This window comes from Yoonia litorea, assembly GCF_900114675.1.
GTDB lineage: Bacteria > Pseudomonadota > Alphaproteobacteria > Rhodobacterales > Rhodobacteraceae > Yoonia > Yoonia litorea.
Window position 1 is genome coordinate 530282 of sequence record NZ_FOZM01000002.1, and the last position, 17475, is coordinate 547756.

Here is a 17475-nt window from a genome sequence, read left to right on the forward strand (position 1 = left end):
TTCTTTTGGGAATTACGCCGATGGCGTGACGTAGATGGCACCATACCGCACGACAACTCTGCCGATCTTTCCAGCCATTGACCTCAACTTTCCTGCACACTACTCCGCTTGGTGATGGGATTGACCGCGCGACGCAGGCGGAAAGAGATTTATGCAGAAAATCATCGCCGATTATGGTGCGACGATCAGCGGCACGGTTTTGCTGGCGTTCGGACTCTGCCTCGTGCTTGTCCTGCTCAAGCATCGCATTCCACGTCTGATGGGCCGTCCGGCCGATATCAAGGCCGTGCAATCGGCGCATAATCGCTTGACCCCGCGCGTCGGCGGGATTGCGATCTTTGGCGCTTTCGCCTTGACGCTGGCCTATCTTGCACCGCTTGACGTGCCCTACATCGGTATTCTGGCGGCGGCGTTTTTCCTCTTTGCTGTGGGGCTTGCCGAGGATCTTGGCTTTGATGTGTCGCCACGAAAACGGATTGCAGCAGCAGGCGTGGCGAGCCTTGTTGCAATCATGCTGCTGGGCCAATGGCTGTTGCGCACAGATATCCCGTTTCTCGACCCTTTGCTCGCGTTCTGGCCCGTTGGCGTGGCGCTGACACTGCTTTTGACCGTTGGCATTGCAAACGGATTCAACCTGATTGACGGCGTCAATGGTCTGGCGGCGCTTGCCGGGGTCGTCGCGGCCGTTTCACTCGCTAAGATTGCAAGCAAGGTCGGCTATATGCCAATTTCCTATTTGTCGTTGGTTCTGGCGGCGAGCCTGATCGGGTTTCTTTTGCTCAATTACCCGTTTGGCCTGATCTTTCTTGGTGACGCAGGCGCCTATACGATCGGATTTGTATTGTCGTGGTTCGGCATCGCCTTGCTGGCTGTTGCGCCTGAGGTGTCTCCTTGGGCGGTTCTCTTGTTATTCTTCTGGCCTGTCGCAGATACGCTGCTGGCGATCTACCGGCGCGTCAGGCGCAAGGGTGACGCGATGGCGCCGGATCGTCTGCATGTTCACCAGATGGTCATGCGGGCACTTGAGATTTGTTGGATCGGACGGAAACGGCGGCACATTTCCAACCCTCTGACGACACTGGTGCTCGCACCTTTTGTGATCGCGCCGCCGCTGGTTGGCGTCCTGATGTGGGATGACAGTTTTCGTGCCTTCCTGAGTGTCATCGCGTTTTGCACGCTATTTGCAACGTCCTACACGCTCGCTGGCGCCTTTATCCGCCGCTTTCGGCGGCAGATGGGTCTTGGCCGCTGAAAGCCCCGGTCACGCCTTGGCGGGGTGGGGAGGGATTGATTTTGCCAATGCCTCCGCCTAAGCCCGGACCATGCCTCGCTACGCTTTACTTGTCGAATATCATGGCGCGCCTTTCGCCGGCTGGCAGCGCCAGAAGGACCAGCCTTCGGTGCAGGGGGCGATTGAGACAGCACTGGCAAAGCTTGAACCGCGTGAGCACACGATCGCTGCGGCGGGGCGCACAGATGCTGGCGTGCATGCGACCGGACAGGTCGCGCATTGCGATCTGCAAAAGGATTGGGACCCGTTCCGGCTGTCAGAGGCACTGAATTATCACCTTAAACCGCATCCGGTTGCGATCCTGAAAGCGGCTTTCGTTGATGAAGACTGGCACGCCCGTTTTTCTGCTGTTGAGCGCCAATATCTGTTCAAACTGATCAGCCGCCGCGCGCCGCTGACGTCAGAGGCAGGTCAGATGTGGCGGGTGAACCACCCGCTTGATCTTGCGGCCATGCAGGCGGGGGCTGACTATCTGCTGGGCGAGCATGACTTTACCACGTTTCGGTCAACGATCTGTCAGGCCAAGAGCCCGGTCAAAACGCTCGATGAGTTGCGCATCGCCTCCAAGCCACGGCCCCACGGCGTCGAGTTCCATTTCCACGTCAGGGCGCGCTCGTTCCTGCACAATCAGGTCCGCAGCTTTGTCGGCACACTTGAGCGTGTCGGCGCAGGGGCATGGGCACCTGAAGACGTCAAAACCGCCCTGGAGGCCAGAGACCGCAGCGCCTGCGGACCGGTCAGCCCGCCGCAGGGGCTTTACCTTGCAAATGTGCGCTACCCGGACGACCCGTTTTCCTGACGATGCCAGTCAGTCGTTGTCTGTCAGCCCCGCGCCGGCTCCGGCGAGGCGAGAGGCGTCGCTTTCCGGCACATAGGTCTTGGCGGCAAGTGCTGACCAGACGTCCCAATCATCAGCGGGGATGCTGACCGGCCCTGTTTTTGGGCGCAGCACTTCGGTATCGCTACGCGACAGGTGCAGCCCGTCCCATTGCAGGGCAATCCTGTCATTGGCAAGTGCTGCGCCGACGAGCCAGACGTGGCTCAGGTCCGACAGAGTTGCGGAATCGTAGCCCATCAAAAACGCATCCCTGATGATCGGCGCGATCATGGAGGCAGATCCTGCCTGCACGACCACCCTGTCATCCTGCCAGTCGATCTGTGGCTCCGAAATCGGCTCTTGTAGCGCGTTTGTAATCACTTTTGCTTTGCCGCTGATGCCCAGCAGGTATGTCGCGACAGCAGCAAGGTCTTCGGCCTGCCCAAGCGGCAGCCCTGCACCGCGCCCGGCCTTGAGAACAATACCGCCGACTTCGTTCAGCGACAGCATCAGATGGAGGCCACCGGCAGCCACCAGTCATCGGCATCGTCCAGCCCGTCAAAAAGCGGCGCGCCCTGACACAACGTGATCCGCGTCCAGCGATCTGACTTGGGATCGAATTTTGCCGCACCGAAAAAGGCAAGTTTGCAGCGCAGGATATCAATCGGCAGACAGGTCTCTGAAATCAGGTTATCGCGGATCTCGGCGTAGGCGTGGGTCGCAAGCGTCTGCACGCGTCTGACCGCACCGCGATGGGCCGGTGCCTCTGCCAAGAACCTGCCAACGGGCGTTGCGTCATTTGGCAAGGCAAGTGCCAAAGCCTTGACCTGTCGCGCGATGTCGAGTGGTGATTCAAGCTCGGCACCTTCTTCGCTGTGGCGATTGCCAAGGCGCGGCTCAAGTTTCTCTTCAGAGACATACCAGAACTGGGCACATTCCGTTGCCGCTTCGAAATCAGTCTTGAGCGCCCAATCCCAATCGTTCTGCACATGCGCCGTCAGATCGGCGCAGGTCATGGTGGGATCGATAACAGGCGTGAATGGTGTGGCCATGCAATCGGTCAATCCGTCAATCAGATCACCGAAGGGCTCAAGCATAAGGGCCGCGATCAATTCCTGCGTATCGACAGAATACTGCGCGCTTTGGGTGATGATCGTATCAATCGGTGTGCGGGATGTCATCAGCTCGGGCGTCAGCGTATTGGCGAAGGCCGGCCACTCCGCCCGCAGCGTCTCGATCCTTTCAGCGGCAATGGCGTCAGGCACAGTCCATTCGGCAAGGTGCTGGGCTGTTCTGATGACAAGATCGTAAATGCGCGCAATCTGATCGGGATCGAGGCTCGGGATCGCTCGCACCCGCGCGATGGCCGTCTCGCGGACCTGCATCCAGGCATCCAGCAGCAGCGGATGATTGACAAGGAAAGGGGCCATCCCGAGGCCGGTGGAATTGCCAATCCCGAGGTGCCGCTTGATCTGCGGCGACAGTGCCGCGCCGCCAATATGTTCGGCCAGATCATGCGTAAAGCCACGGATCAGCCAGACAGTCAGCATTTCCGCCATGAACGGCCCGCCCATGCCGGGGCGCGCGGCAATATGGGCCCGGTCCGCAATCCCGAACTTCCCGTTGCCGTAAACGGCTGTGGTGCGCATCAGATAGCCTGTTTCGCGGATTTTTGCCGCGTCGGGCTGTTTGCCGGCTTTCAGGGCCGAAGTGACATGATCGAACAGGCGCACGGATTTGTTGGCACGGCTCAGCACAAGGTCGCGTGCGGTAAAACGCGCGGCTTCCTGTTTCGGGGCGGATGCCACGATCCGCGCAATTTCCTCAGCCGTGGGGACCCCGTCATAAAGCACATACGCTGTGTCCCAGGCCGTCGCGATAACCCGGTCAGTGCGCATCTCTGGCGGCAAATCGGTCGAGATCGCAACCAGCGTGTAAACATAGCCCCCAAGGCTGACCTGATAGGTCGCATGGCCGTAGCCATCAGGGGACATCTCCCAGACAGGGCGCGTCACTTGCGCCTTTTCGGCCGAAAGCCTGCGCATCAATGTGCGCAGAAAAGACAGTCGTGTCGGGAACGCCGCACCCATCCGTCGCAGCCGCATAACCTTTGATGCGGGGCGGAGTGGGCGTTGGGGAATGGCAGCAAAATCCTTCATGGCCCAGACCTAGCGCGCATGTCGGCCTGCGCCTAGTTGAAAAGCGACATTTCAAAGGTATGTCATTGGTCATCGCGTCAGGCTTTGTATAGCGTGGCGGGCAGGGGGCTAGTGCGAAGGGTGGATGTCAATGAATTTGGTGCGATGGGCAGCAATAGCTCTGACAGGAACGGTCACTTCGCTGGGAACCGGGGTGGTTGCGCAGGACGTGACGCTTGAGACAGATCGCGCGCGCGAGGCATTGCAGTCGGCGTCTTTGCTGTTGTCGCTCGACGATGAGGCCGCACCGCAGGACTATGTCGCTGCAGCCCGCGCCGACTACCGGCGACTTTTGACCGCGCTTTACGCCGAAGGGTTCTATGGTGGTGCCGTTTCCATCACGCTTGACGGCACCGAGGCCGCGAATGTCGCGCCTTTGGCCGCACCAGGGTCCATCGAAAACGTGGTGATCACAGTCGATGCAGGACCACGGTTCCGCTTTGGTGATGTTGCGATTTCGCCTTTGCCGCAAGGCACCACGCTTGATGCAGACCTTGGCCCGCGCCAGCCTGCACGCTCCGGCGAAATTCAGGAGGCGGTCTCTGGTGCGATCGCAACGTGGCGCGATCTGGGCTATGCCAAAGTCTCTGTCGCAGATCAGTCCATCGTGGCCCGTCACCCTGAAAACCTGTTGAATGTTGCCGTGACACTCGACACAGGTCCGCGCCTGCGGTTCGGGGAACTCACCGTCACCGGCAACCGTGTGGTCAGTGATGCACGCATCCGCCAAATCGCCGGCTTGCCAACGGGCGAGGTTTTCTCGCCTGATGAACTTGCCGCGGCAGAGCGGCGTCTGCGCCGGACTGGCACATTCGAAAGTGTTTCCTTCACGGAGGCCGATCAGATCGCGGATGGCGACCGTCTGCCGATCACGGCTCTGATCTCGGAGGCCAAGCCGCGCCGGATCGGTTTCGGCATCGAGCTTTCATCCATCGAAGGGCTCACCTTGTCGAGCTACTGGCTACACCGCAACTTCTTGGGCGGTGCGGAACGGTTCAGGGCAGAGGCAGAGGTTTCAGGCATCGCCGGTGAAACCGGCGGTATCGACTACAGCCTTGGTGCGAATTTCAATCGCCCCGCCGTGTTCGGCCCCGATACAGATTATTTCCTCGAAGCACAGATTTCCCGCGAGGACGAACCGGAGTTCCTGATCGACAAGATTGCGATCGAAACCGGCTTTTCACGGATCATATCAGAGGATCTGACCGTGCGTGCTGGTGTGGGCGTCCTGCGTGCCCGCGAAGAGCGCGAAAGCGAGACACGGGAATACACGCTTTTCACCCTACCACTTGATGCAACGCTTGATCGCCGCGACGCTCCAAGCAACGCCAGAAACGGCTATTTCATCGACGTCTCAGCCACACCCTTTATCAGCGCCGATGGCGACATCGCAGGTGCGCGCAGCTTTGCTGACCTGCGTGGTTACGTCACCGTGGGCGAGGAAGAGCGTCTGACCTTTGCCGGTCGCGGTCAGGTCGGCAGTATACTTGGGGCCTCCGTCGATGAGGCACCGGCAGACTTTCTGTTTTACTCAGGCGGCGGCGGCACGGTCCGCGGCCAGCCCTACAAAAGCCTTGGACTTGAAACCACCGAAGGTGGGGATGAGGTCACGACAGGTGGAACGTCGTTTATCGGGGCGCAACTGGAAGCCCGCTATCTGTTTGGTGAAAACCTCGCCGTCGTTGGCTTTTACGACATCGGCCACGTCGGCCCGACCGCCACCCCGGCAGAGGATGGCGAATGGCACGCAGGGACCGGGCTGGGCGTGCGCTACAACACCGGGATCGGGCCGATCAGATTGGATATCGGCACACCGGCATCAGGTGATGATGCCTTCGGGGCGGTTCAGGTTTACATCGGGATAGGGCAGGCGTTTTGAACAGATATGTGATCTTTGCATGTGCCTGCCTCAGCGCAGGTTGGGCATTCGGACAATCATCTGACGATGACAAGGGCTATCTGACCACGCTGATCGAGGACAATCTTTCGGGCGCTGGCAGGTCTGTCGAAATCGTGGGCTTCACAGGCGCGCTCAGTTCCGAGGCGACAATCGAGCAGATGACAATCGCGGACTCAGAAGGCATCTGGCTGACGCTTGAGGATGTCGTGCTCACGTGGAACCGCAGCGCCTTGCTGCGCGGCGCGATTGACGTGGAACAACTGCGCGCCGAACAGATCACCGTCGCCCGCGCCCCAATCGGAGAAGACACCGGACCAAGCCCCGAAGCACAGCCATTTTCGCTGCCGGAACTGCCTGTCAGCGTCAATCTCGATACGCTCCAGATTGACAATATCACGCTTGCGCCGGTGTTTCTGGGCGAAGAGGTGTCATTCTCGCTCACCGGAGAAGCTGAACTTGCCGGTGGCGAAGGGGCTGCCAACATTACCGCCACGCGGCTCGGCGAAAAGCGCGGGGTTTTCGAAATAGCTGGCGCCTATGCCAACGAAACCCGCGAACTTGATCTGCTCTTGCGCCTTGACGAGGGGCCAGACGGCATCGCCGCGCGCTTGATTGACCTGCCGGGTCGGCCCGCCGTGCGGCTTGAGGTCGCTGGCGATGCGCCGCTGAGTGATTTCACCGCAACGCTTGCGCTGGCCACAGATGGTGAGGACCGCCTGAGCGGCACCTTTGCAACTGTTGAACAAGACAGCGGCCAGCGCATCACCGTTGATCTGGGCGGAGACGTTTCTCCGCTTTTTGCGCCGGCCTATCGTGGCTTCTTTGGTGATGATGCCAGCCTTCAGGCCGAGGTGATCCGTGGTGCTGACGGCAGCGTCGATATTCCGCTGCTGGCGCTTGATGCAGGACGGCTGACACTTGACGGCACATTGGCCATCGACGAAAGCGGCTGGCCCTCATTGATCAATCTCACCGGTGGGATCACGCCGCTGGGCGACCAGCCTGTCTTGTTGCCACTGTCCGGTGCGGAAACCTTTGTAGAGGGTCTCGATATCGCCGTGACCTACGATGTCGCGGTCTCAGACGACTGGCGGGCCGATATCGTGCTTGAAGGATTGGCGCAAACGGGCTTGCGGGTCGAGACGATCAATCTGACCGGCGGCGGCCTGATCCGCCCGCCACAGCCAGGCGAAACACCGGCGTTCTCGGCACGGATGCGCTATGCCGCCGAAGGTGTGGCGTTTGACGATGCAGCGGCACAGACCGCCTTTGGTGATCGCGTCGAAGGGCTTTTCGTGGCCTCCCGCGAAGGTGGCAGCACGACTGAGATCAGCACGCTCACCTTGAACGGTGCCGGTCTAGAGGTCGAGGCGCAGGCCGTCATTGCTGGTGCCTCGCGCGGTTTTGAAACCGAAGCCACGCTCACCGCCGGTATCGAGGGACTGGGGCGGTTTTCGACTTTGGTCGGGCGTCCGCTGGGTGGCGCGGCATCGGTTGACGTCGTCGTCTCTGCGACGCCGCTTGACGGGCTTTTCGATGTTTCACTGGATGGTGTCACGCGCGACCTCAGCGTCGGCATCGCACAGATTGATCCGGTTCTGGCAGGGCAAGGTGACATCGCTTTGCGCGCGGTCAGGGACACAGCAGGCACGCGTCTGGAAGACCTGACCGTACGGACTTTGCAGGCCCGCCTTCAGGCCAGCGGTGCGCTGACCTCGAACGGTGGCGAAGGTGACTTCAACGCGCGTCTGTCCGATCTCGCACTTGTCCTGCCCGAGCTTGCAGGCCCCGCGACCCTCACCGGGGATGTCAGTCAGGACGATGCGGGCGTGATCCGCTTTGACGTGGTGGCACAAGCCGCAGAGAGCGAAATCGCAACGCAGGGTTTTGTCACATCTGACGGGACCGGCCCGATCATCGACGCAACCGCGCAAGCCGTGATCAGTGATTTGACACGTTTCGCGGAACTGGCTGACAGCCCGCTTGCAGGGCGTGTCGATCTTGATCTGGAAGGGCGGGTGGACACGGAAAGCCTGCGCTTTGACCTGAGTGTGACTGGCGAGACCCGTGATATCGAGACAGGGTTTGCACGGATCGATCCTTTCCTTGCGGGGCGCAGCACGATCACAGGCGCAGTGCAACGGGTTGCTGACGATCGCTTTGTTCTGGCTGATCTGGCCGTCATTACACCGAGTGCGCGCCTCATTGGTGCCGCTGACGTTGATCTTGACGGAAGCAACACTGCCGACCTGCGCTTTACGGTCAATGATGCCGCGATGCTTGAGCCAAGTCTGTCTGGCCCGATGATCATCGCACTTGAGGCTACACCGGCCCCTGATGATGCAACGGCCGCGCAACTGTCGGTCAATGGTGCCGGCGCTGACGTGCTGGCAGATGTGATCATCGCATCGCCTGCAAATAAGCGCGAAGTATCCGGCACAGTTACAGCAGATGTCGCGCGCCTGTCGGCCTTTGCCGATCTGGCGGGGCGTGACCTTGCCGGTCAACTCAACCTCACCGCATCAGGCAGCGTTTTGCCCGATTTGTCGGCCTTCGATGCGCAGGTCAATCTGCGCAGCGAGGATCTGCAGGTCGGTATTCCGACGGTTGATCCGCTTCTTGCCGGAACCGGCCGGATCAATGCCACTGTTGCGCTTGAAGATGGCGTTTTGGGGGTTCGGACGCTTGAGGTCTCGACACGCGAGGTATCAATCGTGGCGGCGCTGAATGGTGCGCAAGGTTTCGGGCAAGGCCGCTTTAATGCAAGCTTGCGCAACGTAGGCGTGCTGACCGATCAAATCAGCGGACCGGTGCGCGCCACTGGCACCGCATCGCTCGACGAAAACGGGGTCTGGGGCATTGACGCGACAGGCACCGGTCCCGGAGGACTTGGGGCCGACATTGCCGGTCAGATCGCACCTGACGGGCGGCTGGACATTGATATCGACGGCAGCGCACCGCTTGCGCTGGCCAATGCGGCACTCGATCCGCGTCGCCTGAGCGGGCAGGCCAACTTTGACCTCAGCGTCGAAGGTCAGCCATCGCTTGAGGCGGTGAGCGGACGTGTCACCTTTGACAACGGACGCCTTGCGGCCCCGACACTGGGCGAGGCTTTGACCGACATTACCGGCGGTATCACGCTTACATCAGGACGCGCGCAGATTGATCTGCAAAGTGCCGTGGAAACAGGCGGAAGCCTGAGTGTCAGCGGCCCTGTCGCCCTGACCCCGCCCAATGATGCCGATCTGACGATCCGCCTGAATAATGTGGTGGTGCGCGACCCCGAACTTTACCGCACCGAGGTCAACGGTGGGATCGAGGTTGATGGACCATTGCAGGGCGGCGCACGGATCACTGGCACACTCAATCTGGGTCAGACAGATGTGCAGGTGCCGTCTTCCTCGATCAGTGGTCTGGGTGATCTTCCCGATGTATCCCATATCGCACCTCCGGCAGATGTGCGGCGCACCTTGGCGCGGGCTGGTGTGCTGGGCGGCGAAAGTGGCAATGGCGGTGGCGTGACCAGACGGCCATACCCGCTTGATCTGACAATCAACGCCCCCTCGCGGATCTTCATCCGCGGGCGCGGACTGGATGCCGAACTTGGCGGATCGCTCAACATCGGCGGCACAACCGCCGATGTGATCCCTGTGGGCCGCTTCACGCTGGTGCGGGGGCGGATTGATATTCTGCAACAACGCTTTGCCCTCACCGAAGGGATCGCGACGCTGCAAGGGGACTTCGAGCCTTTCATCCGGTTGGTCGCCACTACGGAAACCGAGACGGGCACGGTCATCAATATCATCGTTGAAGGCCCTGCAGGATCACCTGAAGTGCGGTTTGTCTCTGTCCCTGAACTGCCGCAGGACGAGGTCTTGGCGCAGTTGATCTTTGGCCGTGATCTGGAAAGCATCAGCGCCTTGCAGGCGGTGCAACTGGCCTCGGCGATCAGCACGCTGGCCGGACGCGGCGGCGGCACGCTTGACCGCTTCAGGGCAGGGCTCGGCCTTGATGATTTCGACGTGACCACCGATGAGGAAGGCAACGCCGCCGTGCGCGCCGGGGCCTATCTTTCGGACAACGTCTACACGGATGTGACGGTGACGAGCGAGGGGGAAACCGAGATTAACCTCAACCTCGATATCACCAACGAAATCACCGCCAAAGGCAGCGTTGATCAGGACGGCGAGACGAGCGTCGGTATCTTCTTCGAGCGCGATTACTGATCCGCCAATGAGAGGAGGGGGCTTTGCCCCCGGCGCTACCCGCGCCCCCCCCAGGATATTTCAGGGCCAGTAATGACCGGATATGCGCGTTTCGGTGTTAGCCGTTCACCGCCAGAACCTGTTCGGCCTCATGGTAGGGGCAGGCCACGAAATGCCGACCGCCGATGTCCTGCAACGCTGGCACCTCTTGCGCGCAGGAGCTTCTGGCCTTGGGGCAACGGGTGCGGAACACACAGCCTGATGGCGGCGACAGGGGTGAGGGAAGCTCACCTTCAAGGATCGGACGCGGGCGGGCCTTTTCCAGAACCGGATCGGGGATCGGGACCGAGGCGATGAGGGCCTGACTGTAAGGGTGCTCTGGCAGGGTGGTCAGCTTGCGCGCTTCGGCGGTTTCCATGACCCGCCCGAGGTAGAGCACCAGCACGCGGTCGCTGATGTGTTTGACCACGCTGAGGTCGTGGGCAATGAAGATCATCGACAACCCCATATCACGGCGAAGTTCCATCAGCAGGTTGATCACCTGCGCCTGCACCGACACATCGAGCGCCGACACCGGTTCGTCGCAGATGATCAGCTTTGGCTTCAGGATCAGGGCCCGCGCGATCCCGATGCGCTGACACTGACCGCCGGAGAACTCGTGCGGGTAGCGGTTGATGAGGTTGGGCAGAAGACCCACCCGTTCCATCAGCTCACCCACCCGTTTCTTGACCTCTTTGCGCGGCGTGCCGGGTTCATGTGTGATCAGCGGTTCTGCGATGATCTCGCCCACGGTCATGCGCGGGTTCAGCGCCGCCAGAGGATCCTGAAAGATCATCTGCACATCACGCCGATGCACGCGGCGCTGGCGTGGGTCCATATTGGCGAGATCGGACCCTTCGAACATGATGTGACCGCCAGAGGACGGCAGGGTGCCGACAACGGCCCGCGCAATCGTCGATTTGCCAGAGCCGCTTTCGCCGACGATGCCCAGACATTCGCCGGGGGCGATGTCGAAAGAGACCTCTGACACCGCATGCAGCTTGCGTGGCGGTGTCCAGGGCCATGACCCCGGCCTGCGGACGTCAAAGGTGACAGAGAGGTCACGCACTGAAAGAAGCGGGGTCATGGGGCAACCTCCATTGCGGGAAGATGGCAGGCGCGACGCCGCTGGCCATTGGTTTCAAGCGCCGGGCGGTCTGTCGGGCAATGATCCATCACCTGCGCGCAGCGCGGCGAGAACGGGCAACCCGGCGGCAGATGCGACATGTCAGGGGGCTCGCCAGCGATCGTCATCAGCTCGCCCTGATCCTGATCGAGACGCGGAACGGCCTGAAGCAGGCCTTTGGTGTAAGGGTGTGTCGGTGCGGCAAAGATATCGGTGGTCGGTCCTTCTTCCATGATCTGGCCGCCATACATCACCAGCGTCCGGTCACAAAAGCCTGCGACGATCCCGAGGTCATGGGTGATCAGGATCACAGCCGTGCCGAAATCCTCGCGGATGTCGGCCAGAAGCTGCATGATCTGCGCCTGCACGGTCACGTCGAGCGCGGTTGTGGGTTCATCCGCAATCAGCAGGCGCGGCTGGCACAAGAGCGACATGGCAATCATGATCCGCTGACGCATCCCGCCTGAAAATTCGTGCGGGAACATCGAAATCCGCGCCTTGGCGTCGGGGATGCGCACCGCGTCGAGCATTTTGGCTGACTCGGCGATAGCGGCCTGCTTGCCCATGCCTTTGTGCAACATCAGCACCTCGGCCATCTGGTCGCTGACCCTCAGATAGGGATTGAGCGAGGTCATCGGGTCCTGAAAGATCATCGCCATGTCTTTGGAGCGGATCTTGTTCAGCTGGCTCTGGTTCATCCCCAACAGCTCATGCCCGTCGAATTTTGCCGACCCGCTGGCCCGCCCGTTCTTGGCCAGAAGCCCCATCGCGGCAAAGGCCGTCTGGCTTTTGCCGGACCCGCTTTCACCGACGATGGCGAGCGTTTCGCCTTTGTCGATCCCGAATGACAGCCCGTTGACAGCATGGACGTCACCGTCATTGGTCGTGAATGTCACGTTGAGGTCGTTGATCTCAAGCAAGCTCATGCTTAGCGGTCCTTGGGGTCAAGCGCGTCACGCAATCCATCGCCCACAAAGAAGAAGGCAAAGATCGTGACAACAAAGAAGAAGAGCGGGAAGGCGATCTGCCAGTAATAGCCGAATTGCATGGTGCGCGAGCCTTCGTTGATCAGCGCCCCGAGCGAGGTTGCGGGTTCTTGCACACCCAGCCCCAGAAAGCTGATGAAGCTTTCAAAGATGATCATGTTCGGCACCAGCAGGGTGGCATAGACAATGACGATCCCCAGCAGGTTCGGCACGATGTGGCGCAGGATGATCTTCAGGGGGTGCACGCCGGTCGCGACAGCGACTTCGACGAATTCCTTGTTCTTGATGGTCAGTGTCTGACCACGCGCAATCCGCGCCATATCAAGCCATGAGATCAGCCCGATCCCGAGAAACAGCATGAAGATTGAGCGGCCGAAGATCACCAGCATCAGGATCAGCACGAACATGAAGGGAATGGACATCAGTACGTCAACGATGCGCATCATCAGCCCGTCCAGACGCCCGCCGTAATACCCTGCCGTCGCACCGTAAAGCGTGCCGACGATCACCGCGACCAGCGCCCCCACGATCCCCACCATCAGCGAGATGCCTGTGCCTTGCACGGTCCGCGCGAATAGGTCACGGCCATTGCTGTCGGTGCCGAAGTAATGCCCCGTCTCGATCGAAGGGACACCCAAGTAGGCGTTGCTGCCGATCAGCGAAAAGTCGACAAAGTCGTTTTCATATTGCGCAAATAGCCCGCCAAAAAGCGCGAAGGCCGCGACAAGCCCCAGCAGGACAAGCGACACAACGGCAGCCTTGTTGCGAAAGAAACGGCTGCGGGCATCCGCCCAGAGCGAGCGGCCCTTGACCTCGGCCAGTTGCATCTGCGCGGCGACACCTTCGACAGCGGCACGGTTCGGTAACATTGGCGCGCCTCCCTAGTAGCGGATTTTGGGATCGATCCACGCATAGAGGATATCGACCAGAAGATTGAAAAGGATGGTCAGGGTGCCCACCAGAATGGTGATCCCCATGATCACGGAATAGTCGCGGTTGAACGCCGAGTTCACGAAGAACTGTCCGATCCCGCCTGTTGAGAAAAAGACGTCGATGATGACCGAACCTGTGATCATGCCCACGAAGGCCGGCCCCAGATAAGACAGAACAGGCAGGATCGTCGGTTTCATCGCATGACGCCAGATCACGCGGCGCATCGGCAGGCCTTTGGCGCGGGCGGTGCGAATGAAGTTGGTGTTGAGCACCTCAAGCATCGAGGACCGCGTGATCCGCGCAATCGAGGCCATGTAGGATGTGGACAGGGCGATCACGGGCATGATCAGGAACTGCCACTGCCCGCCGTTCCAGCCGCCTCCGGGCAACCAGCCCAGCCAAAGCGTAAAGACCAGCAGCAGGATTGGTGCCATGACGAAGTTGGGCAGGACCTGCGCCCCGATCGAGACACCGACCGCAAGGTAGTCGAGCCATGAATTCTGTTTGATTGCGGCGGCAATGCCCAGTGACATGCCAACGGTCACGGCGACGACGAATGACCAGAAGCCATAGGTCAGTGTGACGGGAAAACCTTGTGCGATCACATCGTTGACCGAGCGATCCTTGTATTGAAACGATGGTCCGAAATCGAACTGAGTGACCACGCTGACAACATAGTTGATGATCTGTTTCCAGAACGGCTGATCAAGCCCGTATTTGGCTTCGATATTCGCCAGGACCTCTGGCGGCAGCGGGCGCTCTGAATTGAAGGGGCCGCCGGGGGCCGCATACATCAGGATAAACGAGAGCACGACCAGTATCAGAAGGGTCGGGATCGCCACAGCAAGGCGGCGCACAACAAAGCTCAGCATGTCTGGGGTCCGGTCAGGTGGTCAAAAATGGAAAAAACCGCGCCCCCCGATCAAAGGGGGCGCGGCTGATCAATCACGCTGATTATTCAGCGATCTTATAGAGATCTTTGGAGTACCAGTTCTGCTGGAAGTTCTCGAAAGGCCAGCCTTCAAGGTCCTCGGCAAACATCTTGACCGATGCGTAGTGGTAGATCGGAATGATCGGTGTTTCCTCGGCCACGATCTCTTCGACGCGGTCGTAGTTGGCCTGCGCATTGTCGGATGTCTTGGCCGCAGCAAGCAGTTCATCAACTTCTGCGTTGACATATTTGCTGTCGTTGTAGCCGGAATCTGACTGCATCAGGTCAAGGAAGGTCGAAGCTTCGTTGTAGTCAGCACACCAACCGCCACGGGCAACCTCGAAGTCGCCGTTGGAGCGGGCTTCAAGGAATGTCTGCCATTCCTGGTTGGCCAGTGTCGTTTCGACACCAAGGGTCTGCTTCCACATCTGGCTGATCGCGACAGCCACGGACTTGTGCGATTCAGATGTGTTGTAAACCAGATCGATCTCGAGCGGATTGTCAGGGCCGTAACCTGCGCCTTCCATCAATTCGACAGCCATTGCGTTACGCTCGGCCTGTGTCATCGACGCCATCGGGATGTCTGGCGTTTCAAAACCAGCCGTGGCCCAGTGTGTGAAGGTGTAGGCTGCCTTCTGACCACCGGCCAGAACATTGTCCACGATGATGTCACGGTCGATGGCAAGGCTCAGCGCTTTGCGGACATCGGCGTTCTGGATTTCTTCAGGTGCGTTATCACGCAGGTTGAAGAGGTAGTAGTAAGAGCAGGACAGCGGAACCGATACGGCCTGATCAGGGTATTCGGCTGCAAGACGCGGGAACTGGCCTGCCGGGACGTCGGTGCGGTCCAGCTCGCCTGCCAGATAACGGGTCAGGGCCACGTTTTCATCGTTGATCACCAGCGAGGTTACAGTCTCGATGATGGTGTTTTCGTTGTCCCAGTACATTTCGTTGCGCTCACGCACGAGTTTTTCCTGTGGGACATGCTCGGTCAGCACATAGGCACCGTTGGACACCATGTTGCCTGGCTTAGTCCAGTCAGAGCCGAATTCTTCGACAGTGGCCTGATGCACAGGGAAGGTAGTGAAGTGTGTCAGCATCTGCGGGAAGTAAGGCAGCGGCTGGGTCAGGCGCACTTCGAGTGTGGTGTCGTCGATTGCGGTCACGCCAAGCTCGGATGGGTCAACATCACCGGCAATCACTTCACTGGCGTTTTCCAGGGCCATCAGTTCGATAAACCAGGAATAAGGCGAGGCCAGTTCGGGGGAAGCGGCACGCTTCCAAGCATATTCGAAGTCACCTGCGGTGACAGTGTCACCGTTGGACCACTTTGCGTTGTCGCGCAGGTTGAACGTGTAGGTCATGCCGTCTTCGCTGACGTCATGGCTCAGGGCGACGCCTGGCACCAGATTGCCGGTCGCATCCTGATTGTAGAGGCCTTCAAACAGGTCACGCAGAATATCGCCGCCAGCGCTGTCTTCGGCAATGCCTGGGTCGATCGATGGGCTTTCGTCCAGATCGCGGTAGGTGAATGTCTGGTCAGAGGCGAGGGTTTCACCGGTGACGGGGTGTGTCGCATGACCGTCGGCATAAAGCGCGCCGGTTGATGCGATCAGCAACGCTGATGTCGTTGCAAACAATTTGGTTTTCAATGTCATTGAGAACTCCCTGTTGACGTATCTTTTACAGATACCTTCTTTGGCTAAATGCACGGGAACCGTGCAGGTGCAGGTATCTTTTGCTTTCGAAAGTCAATTGGCAAGGCATTCCAAGCCTTGACCCTACGGCAGAGCGGATTAATTGCTGAAAATTGCCCGGGGCGAATTGTCATGAACGATTTGACCGGTGTCGCCGCAGGATTATTTCTCGGTGAATTGTGCAGATGACGGCCCACGGGCGACTCAGCCCCATCAATCGGAAGAAATCTTGTCATGTTAGACCCACTGGCGCTGGAAAATCGCGAAGGATTACCTGAGGCGCTTCAGGTTTTGCTGCACGAATACCCGCGCACAGGCTGGACAGAGGACCCTGGTTTCAACAACCTGATTTCCTTTTGGCTGGATCGCCACATGATGTTTCGCCGCCTGATGGCAGAGATGCGTCAGGGCACCGAACTCTTGCTTGACCGCAAGCTGGCACCGGACCGTTTCGGTGCAATGGTGTCGCGCTATGGCGGCATGTTTGTGCAGCAACTGCACGGGCATCACATGATTGAGGATCAGCATTACTTTCCCAAGCTGGTCGACAAAGACAGCCGCATCTCGAAAGGCTTTGACATTCTGGACAAGGACCATCACGCCCTTGATGACTATCTTGCGTCCTTTGTCACCCAAGCCAATACGGTGATCGGAAAACGCGACAACCGCGACCAGCTACAGGACGCGGCTGGGGATTTTCAGTCCGAGCTTGCCAAGCTGGAAGGGTTGCTCGACCGTCATCTGATTGACGAAGAAGATCTGATCGTACCGGTGATCTTGCGCTATGGCGCGGCTGATCTTGGCTGATTACTGCAGACGGAAGGTCGCTGAATCGCCCGCGCCCTGATCCACGGTAAAACGCATCCGGTCCCCGCCTTCGACCTCAACCAACTGACAGTTGTAAGGGATCGGCTCATCACCCCAAGCCATTTCGCGGCAGAAATACCCGTTTTGCCAAGACCACGTGCCTGTGACGGGTGACCCGACAGCGGACCCTTCAATTGCACCGTTTTCCAGCACGCGCAGCCGCAGGCCATAAAGGAAAATCCGCAGTTCCCTATCCTGCACCAATGACACGAATGTCTGTTCGTCACGCACGGGCGCAAAGCCGTCAGCCAACGCGGGCAGCGGTGTCAGTGCGAGCAGAGTTGTCAGAACAGCATGTTTCATTGGGCACCTCTATTTCTAGCAGTTACCAATACTACGCAGTGCATTGCGCTTTGGTTCACTCACTCTCGTGTGATGCGATGCGCGGGTGTGCGGGGCCTCATCGTCCTGGCGAGTTAAAGTCGATCAGCGAGGGGTACGTCGAAATGACCGCCCGCGGCATTCCATAACCACCAGCCAACCCC

13 protein-coding genes are annotated in these 17475 nt (G+C 59.6%); 5 read left to right on the forward strand and 8 right to left on the reverse strand.

Annotated elements, in window-relative coordinates; translation table 11 throughout:
* The first annotated feature begins 151 nt into the window (after positions 1-151).
* Together BM316_RS12745 and truA are read left to right on the forward strand one after the other, a co-directional pair.
* The gene (locus BM316_RS12745) at positions 152-1252 is read left to right on the forward strand and encodes an MraY family glycosyltransferase (RefSeq protein WP_090209159.1); all 1101 of its coding nucleotides are present in this window, start codon (positions 152-154) and stop codon (positions 1250-1252) included.
* A gap of 70 nt (positions 1253-1322) precedes the next feature.
* Positions 1323-2090: a tRNA pseudouridine(38-40) synthase TruA gene (truA, locus tag BM316_RS12750; RefSeq protein WP_090209162.1), complete on the forward strand. Its 768-nt coding sequence runs from the start codon at positions 1323-1325 to the stop codon at positions 2088-2090.
* A gap of 9 nt (positions 2091-2099) precedes the next feature.
* Here the strand turns inward: truA and BM316_RS12755 are convergent, their stop codons facing one another.
* Together BM316_RS12755 and BM316_RS12760 are read right to left on the reverse strand one after the other, a co-directional pair.
* Positions 2100-2642, reverse strand: coding sequence for a DUF3726 domain-containing protein (locus BM316_RS12755; protein ID WP_090209165.1), 543 nt, complete (start codon positions 2640-2642; stop codon positions 2100-2102).
* Positions 2618-4267 (reverse strand): hypothetical protein, encoded by a 1650-nt coding sequence (locus BM316_RS12760; protein WP_090209167.1) that lies wholly within the window; start codon positions 4265-4267, stop codon positions 2618-2620. Before BM316_RS12760 ends, BM316_RS12755 begins: the two co-directional genes overlap by 25 nt.
* A gap of 130 nt (positions 4268-4397) precedes the next feature.
* Here BM316_RS12760 and BM316_RS12765 point away from each other — a divergent pair, with 130 nt between their 5' ends.
* Positions 4398-6185 carry an autotransporter assembly complex protein TamA gene (locus BM316_RS12765; protein ID WP_090209509.1) on the forward strand — a complete coding sequence of 596 codons (1788 nt, stop codon included), beginning with the start codon at positions 4398-4400 and terminating at the stop codon, positions 6183-6185.
* Positions 6186-6193: 8 nt separating this feature from the next.
* Positions 6194-10432 carry a translocation/assembly module TamB domain-containing protein gene (locus BM316_RS12770; protein WP_090209511.1) on the forward strand — a complete coding sequence of 1413 codons (4239 nt, stop codon included), beginning with the start codon at positions 6194-6196 and terminating at the stop codon, positions 10430-10432.
* 97 nt (positions 10433-10529) lie between these two features.
* Here BM316_RS12770 and BM316_RS12775 read toward each other — a convergent pair whose 3' ends face one another.
* The 5 genes from BM316_RS12775 to BM316_RS12795 all read right to left on the reverse strand — a co-directional run bounded on the left by BM316_RS12775 (position 10530) and on the right by BM316_RS12795 (position 16084).
* Positions 10530-11537 carry an oligopeptide/dipeptide ABC transporter ATP-binding protein gene (locus BM316_RS12775; RefSeq protein ID WP_090209169.1) on the reverse strand — a complete coding sequence of 336 codons (1008 nt, stop codon included), beginning with the start codon at positions 11535-11537 and terminating at the stop codon, positions 10530-10532.
* Positions 11534-12502 (reverse strand): oligopeptide/dipeptide ABC transporter ATP-binding protein, encoded by a 969-nt coding sequence (locus BM316_RS12780; RefSeq protein ID WP_090209170.1) that lies wholly within the window; start codon positions 12500-12502, stop codon positions 11534-11536. The genes BM316_RS12775 and BM316_RS12780 overlap by 4 nt, the downstream gene beginning before the upstream one ends.
* Positions 12503-12504: 2 nt before the next feature.
* The gene (locus BM316_RS12785; RefSeq protein ID WP_090209173.1) at positions 12505-13431 is read right to left on the reverse strand and encodes an ABC transporter permease subunit; all 927 of its coding nucleotides are present in this window, start codon (positions 13429-13431) and stop codon (positions 12505-12507) included.
* Positions 13432-13443: 12 nt separating this feature from the next.
* A complete protein-coding gene (gene oppB, locus BM316_RS12790) occupies positions 13444-14367 on the reverse strand; it encodes an oligopeptide ABC transporter permease OppB (protein WP_090209176.1) in 924 nt (307 codons plus the stop codon).
* An 82-nt stretch (positions 14368-14449) separates the two neighbouring features.
* Positions 14450-16084 (reverse strand): peptide ABC transporter substrate-binding protein, encoded by a 1635-nt coding sequence (locus BM316_RS12795; protein ID WP_090209179.1) that lies wholly within the window; start codon positions 16082-16084, stop codon positions 14450-14452.
* Positions 16085-16357: 273 nt separating this feature from the next.
* Here BM316_RS12795 and BM316_RS12800 point away from each other — a divergent pair, with 273 nt between their 5' ends.
* A complete protein-coding gene (locus BM316_RS12800; protein ID WP_090209181.1) occupies positions 16358-16930 on the forward strand; it encodes a hemerythrin domain-containing protein in 573 nt (190 codons plus the stop codon).
* On the opposite strand, the gene BM316_RS12805 is transcribed toward BM316_RS12800, so the two are convergent.
* On the reverse strand, positions 16931-17293 hold the full coding sequence (locus tag BM316_RS12805; RefSeq protein ID WP_090209184.1) for a dihydrodipicolinate reductase: 363 nt from the start codon (positions 17291-17293) through the stop codon (positions 16931-16933). It abuts the gene before it with no gap.
* Between the last annotated feature and the right edge of the window lie 182 nt (positions 17294-17475).

Bases quoted from the DNA above. Each gene is read 5' to 3' on its own strand.
- BM316_RS12745 (WP_090209159.1), top strand. From the start codon at position 152: ATGCAGAAAATCATCGCCGATTATGGTGCGACGATCAGCGGCACGGTT.
- truA (WP_090209162.1), top strand. From the start codon at position 1,323: ATGCCTCGCTACGCTTTACTTGTCGAATATCATGGCGCGCCTTTCGCC.
- BM316_RS12760 (WP_090209167.1), bottom strand. From the start codon at position 4,267: ATGAAGGATTTTGCTGCCATTCCCCAACGCCCACTCCGCCCCGCATCA.
- BM316_RS12765 (WP_090209509.1), top strand. From the start codon at position 4,398: ATGAATTTGGTGCGATGGGCAGCAATAGCTCTGACAGGAACGGTCACT.
- BM316_RS12775 (WP_090209169.1), bottom strand. From the start codon at position 11,537: ATGACCCCGCTTCTTTCAGTGCGTGACCTCTCTGTCACCTTTGACGTC.
- BM316_RS12780 (WP_090209170.1), bottom strand. From the start codon at position 12,502: ATGAGCTTGCTTGAGATCAACGACCTCAACGTGACATTCACGACCAAT.
- BM316_RS12785 (WP_090209173.1), bottom strand. From the start codon at position 13,431: ATGTTACCGAACCGTGCCGCTGTCGAAGGTGTCGCCGCGCAGATGCAA.
- oppB (WP_090209176.1), bottom strand. From the start codon at position 14,367: ATGCTGAGCTTTGTTGTGCGCCGCCTTGCTGTGGCGATCCCGACCCTT.
- BM316_RS12795 (WP_090209179.1), bottom strand. From the start codon at position 16,084: ATGACATTGAAAACCAAATTGTTTGCAACGACATCAGCGTTGCTGATC.
- BM316_RS12800 (WP_090209181.1), top strand. From the start codon at position 16,358: ATGTTAGACCCACTGGCGCTGGAAAATCGCGAAGGATTACCTGAGGCG.
- BM316_RS12805 (WP_090209184.1), bottom strand. From the start codon at position 17,293: ATGAAACATGCTGTTCTGACAACTCTGCTCGCACTGACACCGCTGCCC.